The organism is Spongorhabdus nitratireducens, from assembly GCA_947387575.1.
Classification (GTDB): domain Bacteria; phylum Pseudomonadota; class Gammaproteobacteria; order Pseudomonadales; family Endozoicomonadaceae; genus CANDOC01.
Window position 1 is genome coordinate 317,746 of the sequence record CANDOC010000003.1, and the last position, 15,328, is coordinate 333,073.

Annotated in this window: 16 protein-coding genes; 11 read left to right on the forward strand and 5 right to left on the reverse strand. The window is 50.3% G+C overall.

The features are described 5' to 3' along the window. The first annotated feature begins 3 nt into the window (after positions 1-3). From nadC to ACYZZ0_RS07975, 3 genes are all read left to right on the forward strand, one after another. Positions 4-879 carry a carboxylating nicotinate-nucleotide diphosphorylase gene (nadC, locus tag ACYZZ0_RS07965; protein WP_461536073.1) on the forward strand — a complete coding sequence of 292 codons (876 nt, stop codon included), beginning with the start codon at positions 4-6 and terminating at the stop codon, positions 877-879. Then, the gene (galE, locus tag ACYZZ0_RS07970; RefSeq protein ID WP_461536074.1) at positions 879-1,895 is read left to right on the forward strand and encodes a UDP-glucose 4-epimerase GalE; all 1,017 of its coding nucleotides are present in this window, start codon (positions 879-881) and stop codon (positions 1,893-1,895) included. The genes nadC and galE overlap by 1 nt, the downstream gene beginning before the upstream one ends. A 174-nt stretch (positions 1,896-2,069) precedes the next feature. Continuing rightward, positions 2,070-2,357 carry a ComEA family DNA-binding protein gene (locus ACYZZ0_RS07975; RefSeq protein WP_461536075.1) on the forward strand — a complete coding sequence of 96 codons (288 nt, stop codon included), beginning with the start codon at positions 2,070-2,072 and terminating at the stop codon, positions 2,355-2,357. 63 nt (positions 2,358-2,420) lie between these two features. On the opposite strand, the gene ACYZZ0_RS07980 is transcribed toward ACYZZ0_RS07975, so the two are convergent. Then, positions 2,421-2,900 (reverse strand): pilin, encoded by a 480-nt coding sequence (locus ACYZZ0_RS07980; protein WP_461536181.1) that lies wholly within the window; start codon positions 2,898-2,900, stop codon positions 2,421-2,423. Positions 2,901-3,156: 256 nt separating this feature from the next. After that, positions 3,157-4,326 (reverse strand): cation:proton antiporter domain-containing protein, encoded by a 1,170-nt coding sequence (locus ACYZZ0_RS07985; protein WP_461536076.1) that lies wholly within the window; start codon positions 4,324-4,326, stop codon positions 3,157-3,159. 166 nt (positions 4,327-4,492) lie between these two features. Between ACYZZ0_RS07985 and ACYZZ0_RS07990 the strand changes: the two genes are divergently transcribed. The 6 genes from ACYZZ0_RS07990 to ACYZZ0_RS08015 all read left to right on the forward strand — a co-directional run bounded on the left by ACYZZ0_RS07990 (position 4,493) and on the right by ACYZZ0_RS08015 (position 10,333). Beyond that, positions 4,493-4,978, forward strand: coding sequence for a hypothetical protein (locus tag ACYZZ0_RS07990; RefSeq protein WP_461536077.1), 486 nt, complete (start codon positions 4,493-4,495; stop codon positions 4,976-4,978). Beyond that, a complete protein-coding gene (locus tag ACYZZ0_RS07995) occupies positions 4,959-5,348 on the forward strand; it encodes a hypothetical protein (RefSeq protein WP_461536078.1) in 390 nt (129 codons plus the stop codon). The genes ACYZZ0_RS07990 and ACYZZ0_RS07995 overlap by 20 nt, the downstream gene beginning before the upstream one ends. 119 nt (positions 5,349-5,467) lie before the next feature. After that, the gene (locus ACYZZ0_RS08000) at positions 5,468-5,998 is read left to right on the forward strand and encodes a putative ATP-dependent zinc protease (RefSeq protein ID WP_461536079.1); all 531 of its coding nucleotides are present in this window, start codon (positions 5,468-5,470) and stop codon (positions 5,996-5,998) included. Positions 5,999-6,180: 182 nt separating this feature from the next. Beyond that, positions 6,181-7,227, forward strand: coding sequence for a PTS transporter subunit IIC (locus tag ACYZZ0_RS08005; protein WP_461536080.1), 1,047 nt, complete (start codon positions 6,181-6,183; stop codon positions 7,225-7,227). Between the two features lie 197 nt (positions 7,228-7,424). Beyond that, positions 7,425-9,125 (forward strand): type IV-A pilus assembly ATPase PilB, encoded by a 1,701-nt coding sequence (pilB, locus tag ACYZZ0_RS08010; protein WP_461536081.1) that lies wholly within the window; start codon positions 7,425-7,427, stop codon positions 9,123-9,125. Between the two features lie 62 nt (positions 9,126-9,187). Beyond that, on the forward strand, positions 9,188-10,333 hold the full coding sequence (locus ACYZZ0_RS08015) for a polynucleotide adenylyltransferase (RefSeq protein WP_461536082.1): 1,146 nt from the start codon (positions 9,188-9,190) through the stop codon (positions 10,331-10,333). Positions 10,334-10,375: 42 nt separating this feature from the next. On the opposite strand, the gene ACYZZ0_RS08020 is transcribed toward ACYZZ0_RS08015, so the two are convergent. The 3 genes from ACYZZ0_RS08020 to tsaD are packed head-to-tail and all read right to left on the reverse strand — an operon-like array spanning position 10,376 to position 12,311. Beyond that, a complete protein-coding gene (locus ACYZZ0_RS08020) occupies positions 10,376-10,849 on the reverse strand; it encodes a 2-amino-4-hydroxy-6-hydroxymethyldihydropteridine diphosphokinase (protein ID WP_461536083.1) in 474 nt (157 codons plus the stop codon). Further along, complete coding sequence (locus ACYZZ0_RS08025; RefSeq protein WP_461536084.1) at positions 10,846-11,259, reverse strand: dihydroneopterin aldolase; 414 nt, start codon at positions 11,257-11,259, stop codon at positions 10,846-10,848. Before ACYZZ0_RS08025 ends, ACYZZ0_RS08020 begins: the two co-directional genes overlap by 4 nt. Before the next feature lie 20 nt (positions 11,260-11,279). Beyond that, complete coding sequence (gene tsaD, locus ACYZZ0_RS08030) at positions 11,280-12,311, reverse strand: tRNA (adenosine(37)-N6)-threonylcarbamoyltransferase complex transferase subunit TsaD (protein WP_461536085.1); 1,032 nt, start codon at positions 12,309-12,311, stop codon at positions 11,280-11,282. Positions 12,312-12,674: 363 nt separating this feature from the next. Between tsaD and rpsU the strand changes: the two genes are divergently transcribed. Together rpsU and dnaG are read left to right on the forward strand one after the other, a co-directional pair. Further along, on the forward strand, positions 12,675-12,890 hold the full coding sequence (rpsU, locus tag ACYZZ0_RS08035) for a 30S ribosomal protein S21 (protein ID WP_461536086.1): 216 nt from the start codon (positions 12,675-12,677) through the stop codon (positions 12,888-12,890). Between the two features lie 373 nt (positions 12,891-13,263). Next, positions 13,264-15,171 (forward strand): DNA primase, encoded by a 1,908-nt coding sequence (gene dnaG / locus ACYZZ0_RS08040; RefSeq protein WP_461536087.1) that lies wholly within the window; start codon positions 13,264-13,266, stop codon positions 15,169-15,171. The last annotated feature ends 157 nt before the right edge of the window (positions 15,172-15,328 follow it).

Sequence of the window (15,328 nt, forward strand, 5' to 3'; positions counted from 1 at the left end):
CCCATGCCTAACAAGACCAATATGCTGTTTTCCGACGATCCAGCCCTGCAGCAAGCTGTTGCACAAAACGTCAGCACTGCTCTGCGGGAAGACGTTGGCGATGGCGATATTACCGCGCGCCTGATTCCTGCTGAAACCACAGCCTCTGCCCGTATTATTTGCCGCGAAGCCACCGTTGTTTGTGGCCGCCCATGGGTGGATGAGGTTTTTCGCCAGCTGGACCCTGCTGTTCAGGTGGAATGGCAGGTAGAGGAAGGCCAGTATGTGGAAGCAGAAACCGTGCTGTTTACACTGTCCGGCTCCGCCCGTTCTCTGCTGACCGGTGAGCGTGCTGCCCTTAACTTTCTTCAGAGCCTGTCAGGTACGGCCACCCTTTGCCGCCAGTATGCCGCCAAAGTAGAAGGAACGGGCGTCAAACTGCTGGATACCCGCAAAACCATTCCCGGCTTACGACTGGCGCAGAAATATGCCGTGCGCACTGGCGGCTGTCACAATCACCGGATTGGTCTGTTCGATGCGTTCCTGATCAAGGAAAACCATATTTCAGCCTGTGGCGGCATCAGTGAAGCGATTCAAACGGCACACGAAATTGCACCCGGCAAGCCCGTTGAAGTTGAGGTGGAATCCCTGGAAGAACTGCAGCAGGCCTTTCAGGCTCAAGCCGATATCATCATGCTGGATAATTTCAGCCTTGAAGACCTGAGCCGTGCCGTTGCCATCAATGAAGGCCGGGCCAAACTGGAAGCTTCCGGGGGCATTACCTCGAAAACACTCAGACCCATCGCGGAAACCGGTGTTGACTATATTTCAATAGGAGCCCTGACAAAAGATTGCCGGGCTATCGATCTTTCAATGCGCTTTACAGGGAATTTTAACTAATGGACATTCTGGTCACCGGCGGTGCCGGCTATATCGGCAGCCACACCTGCCTTGAGCTGCTGCAAGCAGGTTATAAGGTCACCGTACTGGACAATCTCAGCAACAGCTCGGAAGAGTCCCTGCGCCGGGTTCAGGAGCTGACCGGCAAGACCCTGACCTTTGTTAAAGGCGACATTCGCGATCGCGCCCTGCTGGACAAGCTGTTTGCAGATAATGACTTCAACTCGGTAGTTCATTTTGCCGGACTGAAGGCTGTCGGTGAATCCTGCCAGATGCCGCTGGAATACTACGACAATAATGTTTATGGCACTGTTAATCTCTGCATGGCCATGCGGGATGCCGGTGTAAAGCGTCTGGTATTCAGCTCTTCTGCCACCGTATATGGTGATCCGGCCAGTTTGCCGATTACCGAAGATTTCCCACTGTCAGCGACCAACCCTTACGGCCGCTCGAAGCTGATTATTGAAGATATCTTGCGCGATCTGTTTGCTTCTGATGAGGAGTGGAGCATTGCCCTGCTGCGCTATTTCAACCCGGTTGGCGCCCATGAATCCGGTATGATCGGTGAAGACCCTAACGATATTCCGAATAACCTGATGCCCTATATCACTCAGGTTGCTATCGGCAAACTGCAACAACTGAGCGTCTTTGGTGGTGACTATCCAACCAAGGATGGCACCGGTGTGCGTGACTATATTCACGTTGTAGATCTGTCTATTGGTCATGTTCGGGCTATCGAGAGACTGCAAGGCCATAAAGGCGTACATCCCTGGAACCTGGGCGTTGGTAATGGTTATAGCGTGCTGGAGATGGTTGAAGCTTTCCGCAGCGAAACTGAGCAGCAAGTGCCTTACAAGATTGTTGATCGTCGCTCCGGCGATATTGCCGCCTGTTATGCCAACCCGGAAAAAGCCCGTACCGAGCTGAACTGGCAGGCAGAACGCACGCTGGACGATATGGTTCGCGATGCCTGGCGCTGGCAATCCAATAATCCAAATGGTTATGGCCATAATTGATAAAAACTTGCTTTTAATATTCTTCATTAATAAAGCGGCCTATTAAGGCCGCTTTATTTTTATCTGACTTGCCAGTTTATTATTGCTGGTCTGTAATATTTTTTAAGCATTACTGATTATTTAATCAGCCCTGCCGATAAGACCTGAATTAACCCGAAACAAGGATGTTTCTATATGAAAAGTAAACTGATTGGCATTTTTGCCGGCCTGATCCTGAGTTCATCACTCGCTTTTGCTATTGATCCTGAAGAAAGAATTGACCAGGACATGATCAATATCAATACAGCGACTGCTGAAGAAATGGATAAGGGTTTGAAAGGCGTCAGCATGAAGAAAGCTGAAGCTATCGTGAAGTACCGTGAAGAAAACGGTAATTTTGACTCTGCCGAAGACCTGCAGAAGGTTAAAGGTATTGGCGAAAGAACTGTTGAGTGGAATGAAAGAAGAATTATTGTTCAGTAATACTTTCTTCTTTACATTAAAAAAGGCGCTTGAAGCGCCTTTTTTAATGCCTGCTGTTACCCATCAAGGTGTGAAGGTCGCAGCTCGACGGCAGTTCTGGGGCAGATACTTGTAAATCCCTGCGGTATCGGTGCCACAACGCCAGTTAATCACCGGACTGTTGATAATATCTGCACCACCCGAACTGTCTTCCGGCGTGAAGATCACATTGGCTGCATCCAGCACCGTATCACCGGTACCCCGAATAGCCACCTGAATCTTGCCATCACCACCCACGGTGACTGATTCAACATACTGAGAAGCCAGTGTTGCGGCCACACCCAAGCCGACTTCGGCATTGGTATCACAATCACCCACTGACGATGCTGAGATCAGACATTCGGTTACTGCAGTTTTAGCTGAAGCACCAAAAGAGATAACCTCGGCCATCTTGCTTCGCTTGGTGTAATCCTGATAAGCCGGAACGGCTACTGCTGCCAGGATGCCGATAATCGCTACAACGATCATCAATTCAATCAGGGTAAAACCCTTCTGCTGCGTCATTCCTGACATAACAGCCTCCCTCATCCATGTGGAAGTTAATATCCTTGCTAGACATTAATTAAGAGCAATGAATATGCCAGAAATTAAAAACACCTTTGATTCGATGCTTTTAACTCCGAATGAGTATTTGAAGGCCTAAATCAATTATAAAAAGAAATAATTAATCGCAATATTGAATACTTTTTCATCCTCTATAAAAGAAACGAAATTAATTAACATTGTTGTTTTACGAAAAACGACACATCAACTGCTCTATTTAGTCACTTCTCAAATCACTACTGGGCGATATTGGCGTCGGTAGCCGCCAGACAACAATGTACGTTGAAATAATAAAAGTCACGATAGCAATACTTTCAATTAACAGAGCGGTTTCATTCGCTATTTTTTCAGCAGACAACGCACCATAAGCCAGTAATAAGGCGAATTCACTGCTTTGCCCCAGTCGCAAACCCATTTCAGCCGCATTCCCTTTTGGCTCCCCGGATATGCCTTGTAGTAAAAAACGGAAAAGTAACGGTTTGAGGATCAGTACAATCAATGCACATAGCAAAACTTCAGGCCAGAACCGGGCAGTTACCAGAAGGTCAAACTGGGCCCCTATAGAAAAGAAAAACAGTATTAGAAAGAACTCCCTTAACGGCTTCAGCCCTTCCGCAATAACCAGAGATATCGGTGATGTTGCAACCGCAACCCCGGCAATAAAAGCACCAATTTCATGGGAAAGCCCAAGCATATCCGCTCCGGCTGCTGCAGAAAAACAGCCACCCAGCGAAACCAGAAAGATATACTCAGGAATCACATCAAATTTTGCCATCACCGGCAGTACAACATACCGAACAGCGAGCCAGACAACTGCAGCGAACAGCAGGGTTTTAAAAGGTAACAGCCATATATCCAGAGAGAGTCCTGGCTCCTTACTGTAAAGCAGCAGAATCGTCAGGATCGCGAGAATATCTTCCAGTAACAGAATACTGATCAGGACTTCGCCGGTGCGGCGATGGTGAAGGGTTGTTGTTGGAATCAGCTTGAGACTGATAACAGTACTGGAAAAGGAAAGCGCTATACCCGCCACCAGGGCTTCAATAAACGGCAGCCTGAACATTCCGTATAACAGCACCAGAATTCCTGCACCCGTTAAAGTGATGACAAGCAGTGTTACCAGAGCCGTATGCTTCAGTTGTTTGAGCAAATTTTTGGGATGCAGATGCAGTCCGAGCAAGAACATCAACAAAATAATGCCCATATGCGAAATGGCCTCAATATGCCCTGGATCAACAATAAGTCCTGTACCAAAAGGCCCTGCCACCAGCCCCAGAGCTATATAAGCCAGAATAATGGGTTGCTTTAACCAGACAAACAATGCCCCCAATACTGAAGCCCCGCCCATAATAATGGCCATTTCCAGTATCAGATTTTCGAACAGCACATGCACAACTAACACCTGAGATCTGATCAGGATGGATGTAGCCAAATATAGATAAAGAACAAATGAAACTGTGTTGTCATGCAGTTATTTAAGGCAAAGTTATACTGTTCATGTCGAAAAGAGTGCTGCCGATAACCCCTTTCATGCCTGAAACAGAAACAAGATCATGCACTATCGCGCACTGACTGGCCCACTGTTTATTGTTGCTGGAATACTGTGCCTGATACTTCTGCTGCTGATTGCATTTTCTGAACTACAGCGCTACTACACTCGCCTCGCAGACGAGTTTTATCAGCAGGACACCATCAGTGAAGAACGATTGCTGGTAATGCATGATCAGCACTATCTACTGCAATCTGCAGAACTGACCCCTAACTGGCACCAGCTGCTGAATGACACCACAGGCCCTTATCAAAATCATCATTACATCGGCTGGGATGCCGAGCTGGAAGAGATTCCGACCCGGGGCACTCCAACCATTAACCTGTATTACGAAGTCCGTTATCTCAGCGCAGCCACCTATGAAATACTCAGCTTCCGCGGTTTATTTCCGCCACGCCTGATCCTCCGACAAGTCCGCCTTGGTCATCAACAGGAAGCTGATGACCAAGGCGGCGCACAGAAAATGGACAATGCACTGGTTCAGAACTGATAACCTTTTCCCTCCTGTAACAAGCTTGCCTTTACTGGCAAGCCTGATTGCCGTGTCGGTGTCAGCCGGACCACGGGAGCAGTGGTATCAATCCGTCTGGTGCGATGGAAAAGGCGGAAAGTCAGAAGTATTACTGGAAGACCATCGACGTATCGACTGCCTGACAGACACCCATGCCATCGAAGTTGAGTTCGCTCGCAAATGGCCCGAGGCTATTGGCCAATCCCTTGGTTATGCTCGTAGCACGGGACGGCAGGCCGGTATCGTACTGGTACTAAAAAAGCCTGGAGATGAGGTTTACTGGAATGAAATGAATGTGGTGATTGATCATTTCAAACTGCCTATTACTGTATGGAAGCTGGGCCCCTGAGTTCGTATCCAACTCACCTGACCTTGCCTGTTGCACGCAAAGTATGAGGGTATAGCAACAATTATGTCTCCAGTGATAACCGGTTATGCTCTTGAATTCGTGATTACCCAGAGACTGCCGTGCCCCGTATCCGTTACCTGCCGACTATCATCATTGCTCTACTGACAGGCTGTACATCATCCGATCAGATGCAAACATCTTCAAATCATTCAGTGATCGTCGGTAAGGTGGAGTCTGCCACATTGCCACATCTCGGTATAAGGCTACCCGCCTTAATGGATACGGGGGCAGGACTTTCGGTGCTGGATGTTGAAGATTACCAGTTAATACAAGGTTCCCGCGGCAAGCGCATTCGATTCACCATTGTCGTCAGGCATCAGCGTCGTACGACTTCCTACGAACTCCCGGTCAAGCGCTACACCTCCATGCTAACGAGTGCCGGTATGCTGGAGAAAAAACCTGTTGTCACTCTTAGGGTGAAAATAGGCCCACTTACTGCAGATATTGATACCATCCTTGCCGAAAGGGATGACCGACTACTGCCAGTTGTTATTGGTCGTAACTTTCTGGCCGGACGTGCACTTGTCGACTCAGGCCGTCAACAGAGAGTGACACGAAAGCTACCACGCTCTACTGAAGCACCCATGTAGTGGATTCACGTCGCTTCACCGCAATTAACACTGCTTTACCTGTGACTCAGGCATCAGCTAACATGCGCCAAGATCAAATATAAGAACGACTCCCCCGATTTTTTAATCCCGTTCATGCCCGTTGATCCCAAACAATAAACCTATCAATACAACACTGCTTTCAGCTTGCACAGGAAGACCCTATGGCTGCAGCCTTTCCTGCTATCTCTGCATACTTAACCCGAAAATCCGTTACACCGTCACTGAAGGTCTATTTCATTGATGCCATGGGCTATATGGCACTGGGCCTGTTTGCCAGTCTGTTAACCGGCTCGATACTGGCAACACTGGGCCGACAGTTTGATATTGCCTTTCTGAGTGAAACACTCTGGCCCATAGCTCGCAGCATGACCGGACCGGCCATTGCTGTTGCCGTCGCCAGTGCCTTGAAAGCACCACCATTAGTTTTATTTGCTTCAACAGTCTGCGGTGCAGCCGGTGCCGCAGCTGGCGGCCCGGTTGGTGCTTTTGTAGCAGCCGTTATTGGTACCGAATTCGGCAAGCTGATTGCCGGAGAAACGCCGGTTGATATTCTGGTAACACCAGCAACAACACTGCTGACTGGAGTACTGACAGCACAATTGGTCGGCCCCTGGATTGGTGGACTGATGGACAGTCTGGGAGAGTTCATCAGCTACTCTACCCATTTGCAGCCACTGCTTATGGGCAGTTTGTTGGCAGTCATTATGGGTGTCTGTCTGACCCTCCCTATCAGTAGTGCGGCCATTGCCATTATGCTGAGTCTCGACGGGCTGGCAGCCGGTGCAGCCACAGTAGGTTGTGCCACCCAGATGGTCGGCTTTGCGGTGATGAGTTTCAGGGAAAATGGCTGGGGTGGTGTTGTTGCCCAGGGTATCGGCACCTCGATGATCCAGATGCCCAATATTATCCGGAATCCTCTGATCTGGGTTCCGCCAATTTTGACTTCAGCAATCCTTGGTCCGTTCGCCACGGTGGTCTTCAAATTGGAAAACACACCACTGGGCGCCGGTATGGGCACATCAGGCCTGGTTGGACAGCTGGAAACCTTTGCCGCCATGCTGCCTTCTACCGAAAATACCCTTTGGCTAACAGGCATCATTATCCTGATGCATATTGTTCTGCCTGCCCTGCTTTGTCTAGGGGTTGCCGGGGTGATGCGTCGCATGGGCCTGATCCATATCGGTGATATGAAGCTGAAGCTTTCCTGATTTTTAAAGGGCCCTGGAGCGAGTTGTTACTCACAGGGCCCGACTTCTCCACTCGACAGCTTCCCCAGTTTTTTTTAATGTAGATTTATCGGCGCAATTTCCTGTCCTGCTGACTCATCAAGCTGACCGTTGTTTTGTCAGAAGCCATTGCTTCAGAGCCCATTGTGCCGGCCATAACACAAAACAGCGGTGCTCATATGCCAGAAATCAAACTGACCGGTTTGGCCCGTCGCCTGGTTCTCGACAAGCTGATTGATGAGAATACAGCCAAGGATATTGCGGCCGATGCTGCCCGGCACAAGGTCGCTTTCGTCTCCCAGCTGGTAGAAAACGGGGCCATTGATGCCCGTAAACTGGCCGAAGTTTGTTCCGATGAATTCGGCATGCCACTACTGGATCTGGATTCTTTCGATCCGGATCAGCTGCCCCGCGAAATTGTGGATGAGAAACTTATTCGCAAGCACCACCTGCTTCCCCTGCTACAGCGTGGCAACAAACTTTTTCTAGCTGCTTCCGATCCGGCCGCCATGTCCGGTATTGATGAAATCCGCTTCAACACCGGACTACAGATCGATATTGTCCTGGTTGAAGAAAACAAGCTGGCACGCCTGATTGACCTGCTGCTGGACGGAGCTGACCAGGCGCTGGCCGGACTGGATAACGATGAGCTGGATAATCTGGATACCGTCGATGCTAGTGATGCAGCCGATGCATCGGCATCTTCTGATGAGGCTAATGATGCGCCGGTAGTACGCTTCGTCAACAAGATGCTGCTGTCCGCCATCAAGAAAGGTGCTTCTGACCTTCACTTTGAGCCTTACGAACGCAGTTACCGGATCCGTTTCCGTACCGATGGTGTACTTGAGGAAGCTGCTCGACCACCCATCGGTCTGTCCCCAAAGCTTTCATCCCGCTTGAAAATTATGGCCGGGCTCGATATTTCCGAGCGCCGCAAACCGCAGGATGGTCGAATCAAACTGAAGCTGTCCAAAAGCAAAGCCATTGATTTTCGTGTGAACACTTTGCCAACCCTCTGGGGTGAGAAAATCGTACTGCGTATTCTGGATCCTTCCAGTGCCAAGATGGGTATTGATGCCCTTGGTTATGAAGAGCACCAGAAGGAAATGTACCTTGAGGCTCTTCACCAGCCCCAGGGCATGATTCTGGTAACCGGCCCGACCGGCTCCGGTAAAACCGTCTCGCTCTATACCGGCCTGAACATTCTCAACACCGTCGAGCGCAATATATCCACAGCGGAAGACCCGGTGGAAATTAACCTGGAAGGTATCAACCAGGTTAACGTTAACCCCAAGCAGGGACTGGACTTTGCCCAGGCTCTGCGTGCCTTCCTGCGTCAGGATCCGGATATCATCATGGTGGGTGAGATTCGGGATCTGGAAACCGCCAATATTGCTATCAAGGCGGCCCAGACCGGTCATATGGTGATGTCGACCCTGCACACCAACTCCGCCGCAGAAACCCTGACCCGACTGATGAATATGGGGGTACCGGCATTCAATATTGCCACCTCGATTTCATTGATTATTGCCCAGCGACTGGCTCGCCGGTTATGTAACGCCTGCAAGGAAAAAGTCGAGATTCCGGTGGAAACCCTGCTCGAAGAAGGCTTCACAGAGGAACAGGCTCAGAGCGCCGAACTTTACGCTCCTCAGGGCTGCCGGGAATGTAACAAGGGCTTCAAGGGCCGGGTGGGTATCTATGAAGTGGTTTCCATCACCCAAGGTATGCAGCAGATCATTATGTCTGAAGGCAACTCACTTGAGATCGCAGCCCAAGCAGAGAAAGAAGGCTTTAATAGCCTGCGCCAATCCGGCATTCTGAAGGCTTTAGCTGGTGTAACCTCACTAGAGGAGGTTAACCGGGTGACACAGGATTAAATGTCTGGAGACTTAGGATATGATGCGGCTTTAAACCGACATCTATCTAAGTCAGTTCATCTATGGAAATTTATCTCGTCGGCGGTGCCGTTCGTGACCAGTTACTGGGTGTTCCGGTCAAAGACCGGGACTGGGTTGTGGTCGGAGCTACCCCGGATCAGCTGCGAAAACAGGGCTTCAAACCGGTGGGCCAGGACTTTCCGGTTTTTCTCCACCCCGAAACCAGCGAAGAATATGCACTGGCCCGGACCGAACGAAAGTCCGGTCATGGCTATGGCGGCTTTACCTTTTATACTGCACCGGATGTTTCTCTGGAGGATGACCTCTGCCGCCGGGATCTGACAATCAATGCTATCGCTCAAAGCGATGACGGCACTCTCTTTGATCCGTTCAACGGCCAGCAGGACCTGAAAGATCGCAAGTTACGCCATGTCTCGGCAGCATTTGAAGAAGACCCTTTAAGAGTATTGCGAGTAGCTCGTTTTACAGCTCGCTTCAGCCATCTGGGTTTTACGGTTGCCGATGAAACAATGGAGCTGATGCAACGCATGACCCGGTCCGGTGAAGTAGACTGGCTGGTTGCCGAGCGAGTCTGGCAGGAAACCGAGCGAGCATTGGGCGAAGTCACACCTTCCGTTTACTTCCGCGTATTGCAGCAAGTCGGCGCTCTGGAAAAACTGATGCCCTTTATTGCTCGCCGGATTCAGCAAGCACCCGAATTACTGAATAAACTGGACAAGGCCGCTCAGGCTGGCAGCTCTGGAGAAGTCCGCTTTGCACTGCTCTGCTCACCTGACGCGGACAACAGTAAAGCCAGTAAGAAAGAAGTAACCGAATGCTGTCGTCAGCTGAAGTCACCACAGTTATATCTGCAGCTGGCAGAACTGACTGCGGGACACTGGCATACATGGTCCGGGCTGGATGAATTGAGTCCAGACAATGCAGAGTCATTCTTTCTACTACTGGAAAAAGCGGATGCAATCCGTCGCCCGGAACGGTTTGAAAGCTTGCTCCAGGTTTTTGAATATCTGGCCAGTGATAACGAAAGCAGCATGCTACGTAACAAACAATTATTGGATGCAGTTGGTGCAGTCAAACAGGTTACAGCACAAGAGCTGATTTCTCAGGGCTTTAAAGGGAAGGAACTGGGAGAGCAAATTCGCAAGGCCAGAATCGCAGCTATTCAGCAGCTAGTTTCCAACATATAAGATCATGATGCCGGATTTAAAGAGTCCGGCATCATTTACACATCACAACCAGACGGGTTCAATCCCGACGCTGCAATTATCTTCCAGCAACAGGCTTTCTGTTTCCGCCGCAAATTTTTGTCCATCGACGTTCGACTGCAGTTCATTGAGCAGCGGCTCAAACCAGGGATCACAATCCAGCTCATCAGCATAGAGCAAACCATCCTCCGCTTCGATCTGCAGCATATCAATATCAGCCGTGATATCAGATCGTCCGGGAAAACGTCCCAGTTGTCGTTCAGTTTCTTTGGTCCAGCGTTTGAGTTCTGCCGGTTTCAGTTCAGATTCAAACTGAACGACAGCATTCAAATAGTGAGAAGAGGAAGTTGAAGCGGGGAGATCGCCGACCGGGCTGGTCCAGCAGATACGACTGAGATAAATCCGTCCAAAACGTTGCCGCAAGGCATTGATCATGGCGGTCATATTTTGTTTCGGGCTGGCATTGCTACCCAGCCCGAGGCTATATCGATACTTCACGAATCGGAAATCTGCTCTATGCCCATTTGTTTCCGGGTACGGTAGCAGGTTACAGAAGGCACTGCATCTCTCAGCGCATGCGGTTTGCGAATTTTCAGTTCAACATCGGTCACCGGATAATGGGTAAACAGCAGTTTGAGAATCCCGCCTGCCAGATACTCCAGCAGATGCACCTTGGATTCCTGACAGTACTTTTTCACCCGTCGACTGATCGCATGGTAATCCAGTGCATGTTCCAGTGCATCCGACTCGAACACCGCATCAAAATTTGTGCCCATGGTGATATCCAGCACCAGAGGTTGAGCTTCTTCATGCTCCCAGTGGTAGAAGCCGATGATAGCTTCTACATACAGACCCTCGATTGTGACCCGGTCGGTGACTCTGGAAGATGAGTTTTCAATAACAGACATTTTTAATTCTCCACCTTTTATCAGAGTTCAACCGGTTTCAGATCTTCCAGCGGCCAGCGCGGCATAGGGTTCATCCCTTCTTCGTCACGCTGTCCTGCCTGCAGGCGGCGACAGCCAGCAAAGGCAATCATGGCACCATTATCAGTACAGAATTCCGGGCGGGCATAGAATAAGGAAGCACCTTCCTTTGTTACGACCTCATCCAGCTTCTGTCTCAATCGCTGGTTGGCACTGACGCCACCGGCAATAACCAGTCGCTTGCGTCCGGTCTGGCGCAGGGCACGGCGACATTTGATTGCCAGCGTATCAACAGCCGCTTCCTCAAATGCCCGGGCAATATCCGCCTTGTCCTGCTCGGTAATACCACCATCCGCATCAGCAGCGGCCACGGTGTTGAGGGTAAAGGTTTTCAGGCCACTGAAGCTGAAATCCAGACCCGGACGATCCGTCATCGGCCGCGGGAATTTATAGATGCCTTCACGCCCTTGTTGTGCCAGTCGGGCAATATTGGGGCCACCAGGATAATCCAGCCCCAGCATGGCCGCTGCTTTATCAAAGGCTTCACCAGCAGCATCATCGATGGACTCACCCAGCAGGGTATAGCTTCCCAGTGCTGCCACATCGACCAGTTGGGTATGTCCGCCGGAAACCAGCAGCGCCAGGAAAGGAAATTCAGGAGGCTCTTCTTCTAATAGAGGAGCTAGCAGGTGACCTTCCATATGATGCACACCCAGCACCGGCACTCCCAGCACAAAGCCCACGGAACGCGCGATAGCCGTTCCTACCAGCAGCGCACCGATCAGGCCCGGTCCGCGGGTATAGGCCACGGCATCAATACCACTTCGCTCGATACCGGCCTCGGACATCACTTGTTTGACCAGTGGCAGTACCCGCTGAACATGGTCACGAGACGCTAGTTCCGGTACCACACCGCCATATTCGCGGTGCATATCAATCTGACTGTAGAGAGCATCTGCCAGCAGGCCTCGCTCGCTGTCATAGAGTGCGATACCTGTCTCATCGCAGGAGGTTTCGATTCCGAGGACGATCATTGGGTCTTTCAGATATATCAAGATGGAATGGCCCGCATCATACCCCAGCCGGCACGGGGGAGATACGTTTGTTGCCGCGACCTTCCGCAAAAACCACCCTGTTGAGAGCCGGCAGTATCGCGGCAGAGCACGGTACACAAGGGGCTCAGACAAATAGTGCGTGCTTTTTGCATTCCCCTTGATTAGGCTTTACAATTCGCGCCTTTACTATTGGGCGACTACTATTTGACTTGACTGACAAAAAGCTTGTGAAAGCTGGCTGTCGGCACCCGCAGCTGCGACCCTGTCTCTCTGCCAACAGGTTGAATCTGGCTGTCCCCACTCGATTAATTGCAGATTATTTAAAAGGAAGGTGATTCCTGCATGCCTGCTGTAAAAGTTAAAGAAAACGAACCGTTTGACATTGCTCTGCGTCGCTTCAAGCGCTCCTGTGAAAAAGCTGGTATCCTGGCTGAAGTTCGTCGTCGTGAAAACTACGAGAAGCCGACTGCCGTTCGCAAGCGTAAGGCTGCCGCTGCCGTTAAGCGTCACCTGAAGAAGCTGCAGCGCGAACAGCGCCGTATGCAGCGTCTGTACTAATTTATTAGTTACAGAACGCAGAGCCTACTCATACGCAGGCTTGCTATTTACTGAATTCAGGTTCGGTACAACGACAATCCGTCAGCGTGTTACCAGTGCCATTAATGCAGGCTATGCGCGACAGGGACCAAGCCGTCTGAGTGTCTTGTACCAGCTTATAAGCTGAGTGTGGTGAATAGATGAAAAAAGCGCATGTTTGATTCCGTTTTACGGATGTCAAACTGCGCTTTTTTTATTTTTATCTCCGGACAAATGTTACAGTCCGAACCTCCTTGCCTTTCTCTTTCTGCAGGCAGCTTTCCCCCGGCTACTTTCTGCCCGGAGCGCTTGTGGTAAGGTATGATTAATTCCCTATTCCAGATACAGCAAGACCATGGCCGGACTGATCCCGCAGAATTTCATCGATGATGTACTTGCACGCCTTGATATCGTCGAGGTGATCAGTAACCGCATACAACTGCGCAAAGCCGGTCGTAACTATCAAGGGCTGTGTCCATTCCATAAAGAAAAATCCCCTTCTTTCAGCGTCAGCCCGGACAAACAGTTCTATTACTGTTTTGGCTGCGGCGCCAGTGGCAATGCTGTCAGCTTTGTCATGAACTTCGAGCACCTGGATTTTCCGGCCACCATAGAAAGCCTGGCTGGCACATTGGGGCTGGATGTACCGCACGAAAATACCAGCAAGGCAACTATCCAGAAGCGCAAACAACAAGCCACCCTGTTTGACGTAATGGAGGAGATTAACCGCTGGTTCCATCAGCAACTGCAATCTCATCCGGAATCGAACCGGGTTCAGCACTATATGCGCCAACGGGGGCTGGACCAGGCAACCATTGAACGTTTTGGTATCGGCTATGCGCCTTCCGGCTGGGATAACCAGCTGCAAAAATTCGGTTCATCTGCCGAGAAAAAACAGCAGATGCTTGATACCGGCATGCTGATCAAAAGCGAGGATGGCGACAAAATTTATGACCGCTTTCGGGAACGAGTCATGTTTCCCATTCGGGATACCCGCGGTCGGGTTATCGGTTTCGGTGGCCGGGTACTGGGAAACGGAACACCAAAATATCTGAACTCCCCGGAAACCGACATATTTCACAAGGGCCGGGAACTATATGGCCTTTATGAGGCCAAACAGGCTAATCGTGATCTGCCGCGACTATTAGTCGTGGAAGGCTACATGGATGTGGTTGCGCTGGCCCAATATGGCATCAGCTATGCTGTCGCAACACTCGGTACCGCCACCACCAAAGAACATATGGAAAAACTGTTCAAGCAGACCCGGGAAGTGGTGTTCTGTTTTGACGGTGATAAAGCGGGTCGCCGTGCCGCATGGCGAGCACTGGAATCAACGCTGCCGGTCATAAACGACGGATCACAAGTACGATTTCTGTTTCTACCACAGGGTGAAGACCCTGACAGCATGGTCAGACAGGAAGGACCGGATGCATTCAGTCAGCGTATTCGCAGTGAAGCCCTGACCTTCGATAATTATTTCTTCCGCCATCTGGCTGAAGATATTGATATGCAAACCATGGATGGCCGGGCCCGACTGGCAAAAGTTGCCCAGCCTTATCTGCAGTTGATGCCGGCAGGTGTACTGAAACAGTTGGTACTGAACAGGCTGGCAGAACAAACCGGGCTGGAGTCGGAACAGGTCACCCAGCTTTTTGCTGCGGATCAGACAACTCAACAGACTCCGGCAGACAATCAGGTTTACGCTGCAACCCAGACTTCCGGCTATAACAACAACGCCAGAAAAAAGTCATATGGTCAGCGTAAACGTAATTTTTCCGGCGGTTTCGGTAGAGAAAAACCTTTTTTTGACGCACCGACACCACCCAAACCGAAATTACAAAGTGCTGCCAGCCGAGCAATTCGACTGCTGTTAACTAACCCGGCTTTATTCAGAGAAGTCGAAGATATGGATAACCTGTCCCTGATGGAACAGGACAGCCATCCTGATACCCGGTTATTAATGGATGTTTTGCAAACATTGCAGCATCGCCCGGACATCAGCAGTGCCGGTTTGATTGGCCGATGGTACGGAACACCACAGGGTGATCGCTTGCTGGCACTGGCAAGAGAAGAACCACTCAAGTTTGCTGCTCCGAGTCAGGAATTACAGGATACGGTGGGAAGAATTGTTAAAAGTCTGGGTAGCAAAGCCGGAAAGGGAACACTGGCCCGCATTGCAAATGATCGACAGGGATTAAAGTCTCCGGATCAGCAGCAAAAGTATCAGGCACTACTGGAACAGCTGCGACAAAACAAAAAATAAGCATTTTTTAGCGCTCTTTTGACCTGAAGCCCTGTTTGCACTCTGTCTACAGAGCGTAAACTTCTTGATCAAGGCTTAGAACTTCTGTTGAAAGCTGCTAAACTAGGCTTGCATTCGGTTTTTGCCGGATGAAGGGAACGGATGCCATGTTGCGATG

Coding starts and splice junctions, on each gene's coding strand:
- ACYZZ0_RS08005 (WP_461536080.1), top strand. CDS start 6,181: ATGGCTGCAGCCTTTCCTGCTATCTCTGCATACTTAACCCGAAAATCC.
- tsaD (WP_461536085.1), bottom strand. CDS start 12,311: ATGATCGTCCTCGGAATCGAAACCTCCTGCGATGAGACAGGTATCGCA.
- ACYZZ0_RS07990 (WP_461536077.1), top strand. CDS start 4,493: ATGCACTATCGCGCACTGACTGGCCCACTGTTTATTGTTGCTGGAATA.
- ACYZZ0_RS07975 (WP_461536075.1), top strand. CDS start 2,070: ATGAAAAGTAAACTGATTGGCATTTTTGCCGGCCTGATCCTGAGTTCA.
- ACYZZ0_RS07980 (WP_461536181.1), bottom strand. CDS start 2,900: ATGACGCAGCAGAAGGGTTTTACCCTGATTGAATTGATGATCGTTGTA.
- ACYZZ0_RS08015 (WP_461536082.1), top strand. CDS start 9,188: ATGGAAATTTATCTCGTCGGCGGTGCCGTTCGTGACCAGTTACTGGGT.
- pilB (WP_461536081.1), top strand. CDS start 7,425: ATGCCAGAAATCAAACTGACCGGTTTGGCCCGTCGCCTGGTTCTCGAC.
- galE (WP_461536074.1), top strand. CDS start 879: ATGGACATTCTGGTCACCGGCGGTGCCGGCTATATCGGCAGCCACACC.
- rpsU (WP_461536086.1), top strand. CDS start 12,675: ATGCCTGCTGTAAAAGTTAAAGAAAACGAACCGTTTGACATTGCTCTG.
- ACYZZ0_RS08025 (WP_461536084.1), bottom strand. CDS start 11,259: ATGTCTGTTATTGAAAACTCATCTTCCAGAGTCACCGACCGGGTCACA.
- nadC (WP_461536073.1), top strand. CDS start 4: ATGCCTAACAAGACCAATATGCTGTTTTCCGACGATCCAGCCCTGCAG.
- ACYZZ0_RS07995 (WP_461536078.1), top strand. CDS start 4,959: ATGCACTGGTTCAGAACTGATAACCTTTTCCCTCCTGTAACAAGCTTG.
- dnaG (WP_461536087.1), top strand. CDS start 13,264: ATGGCCGGACTGATCCCGCAGAATTTCATCGATGATGTACTTGCACGC.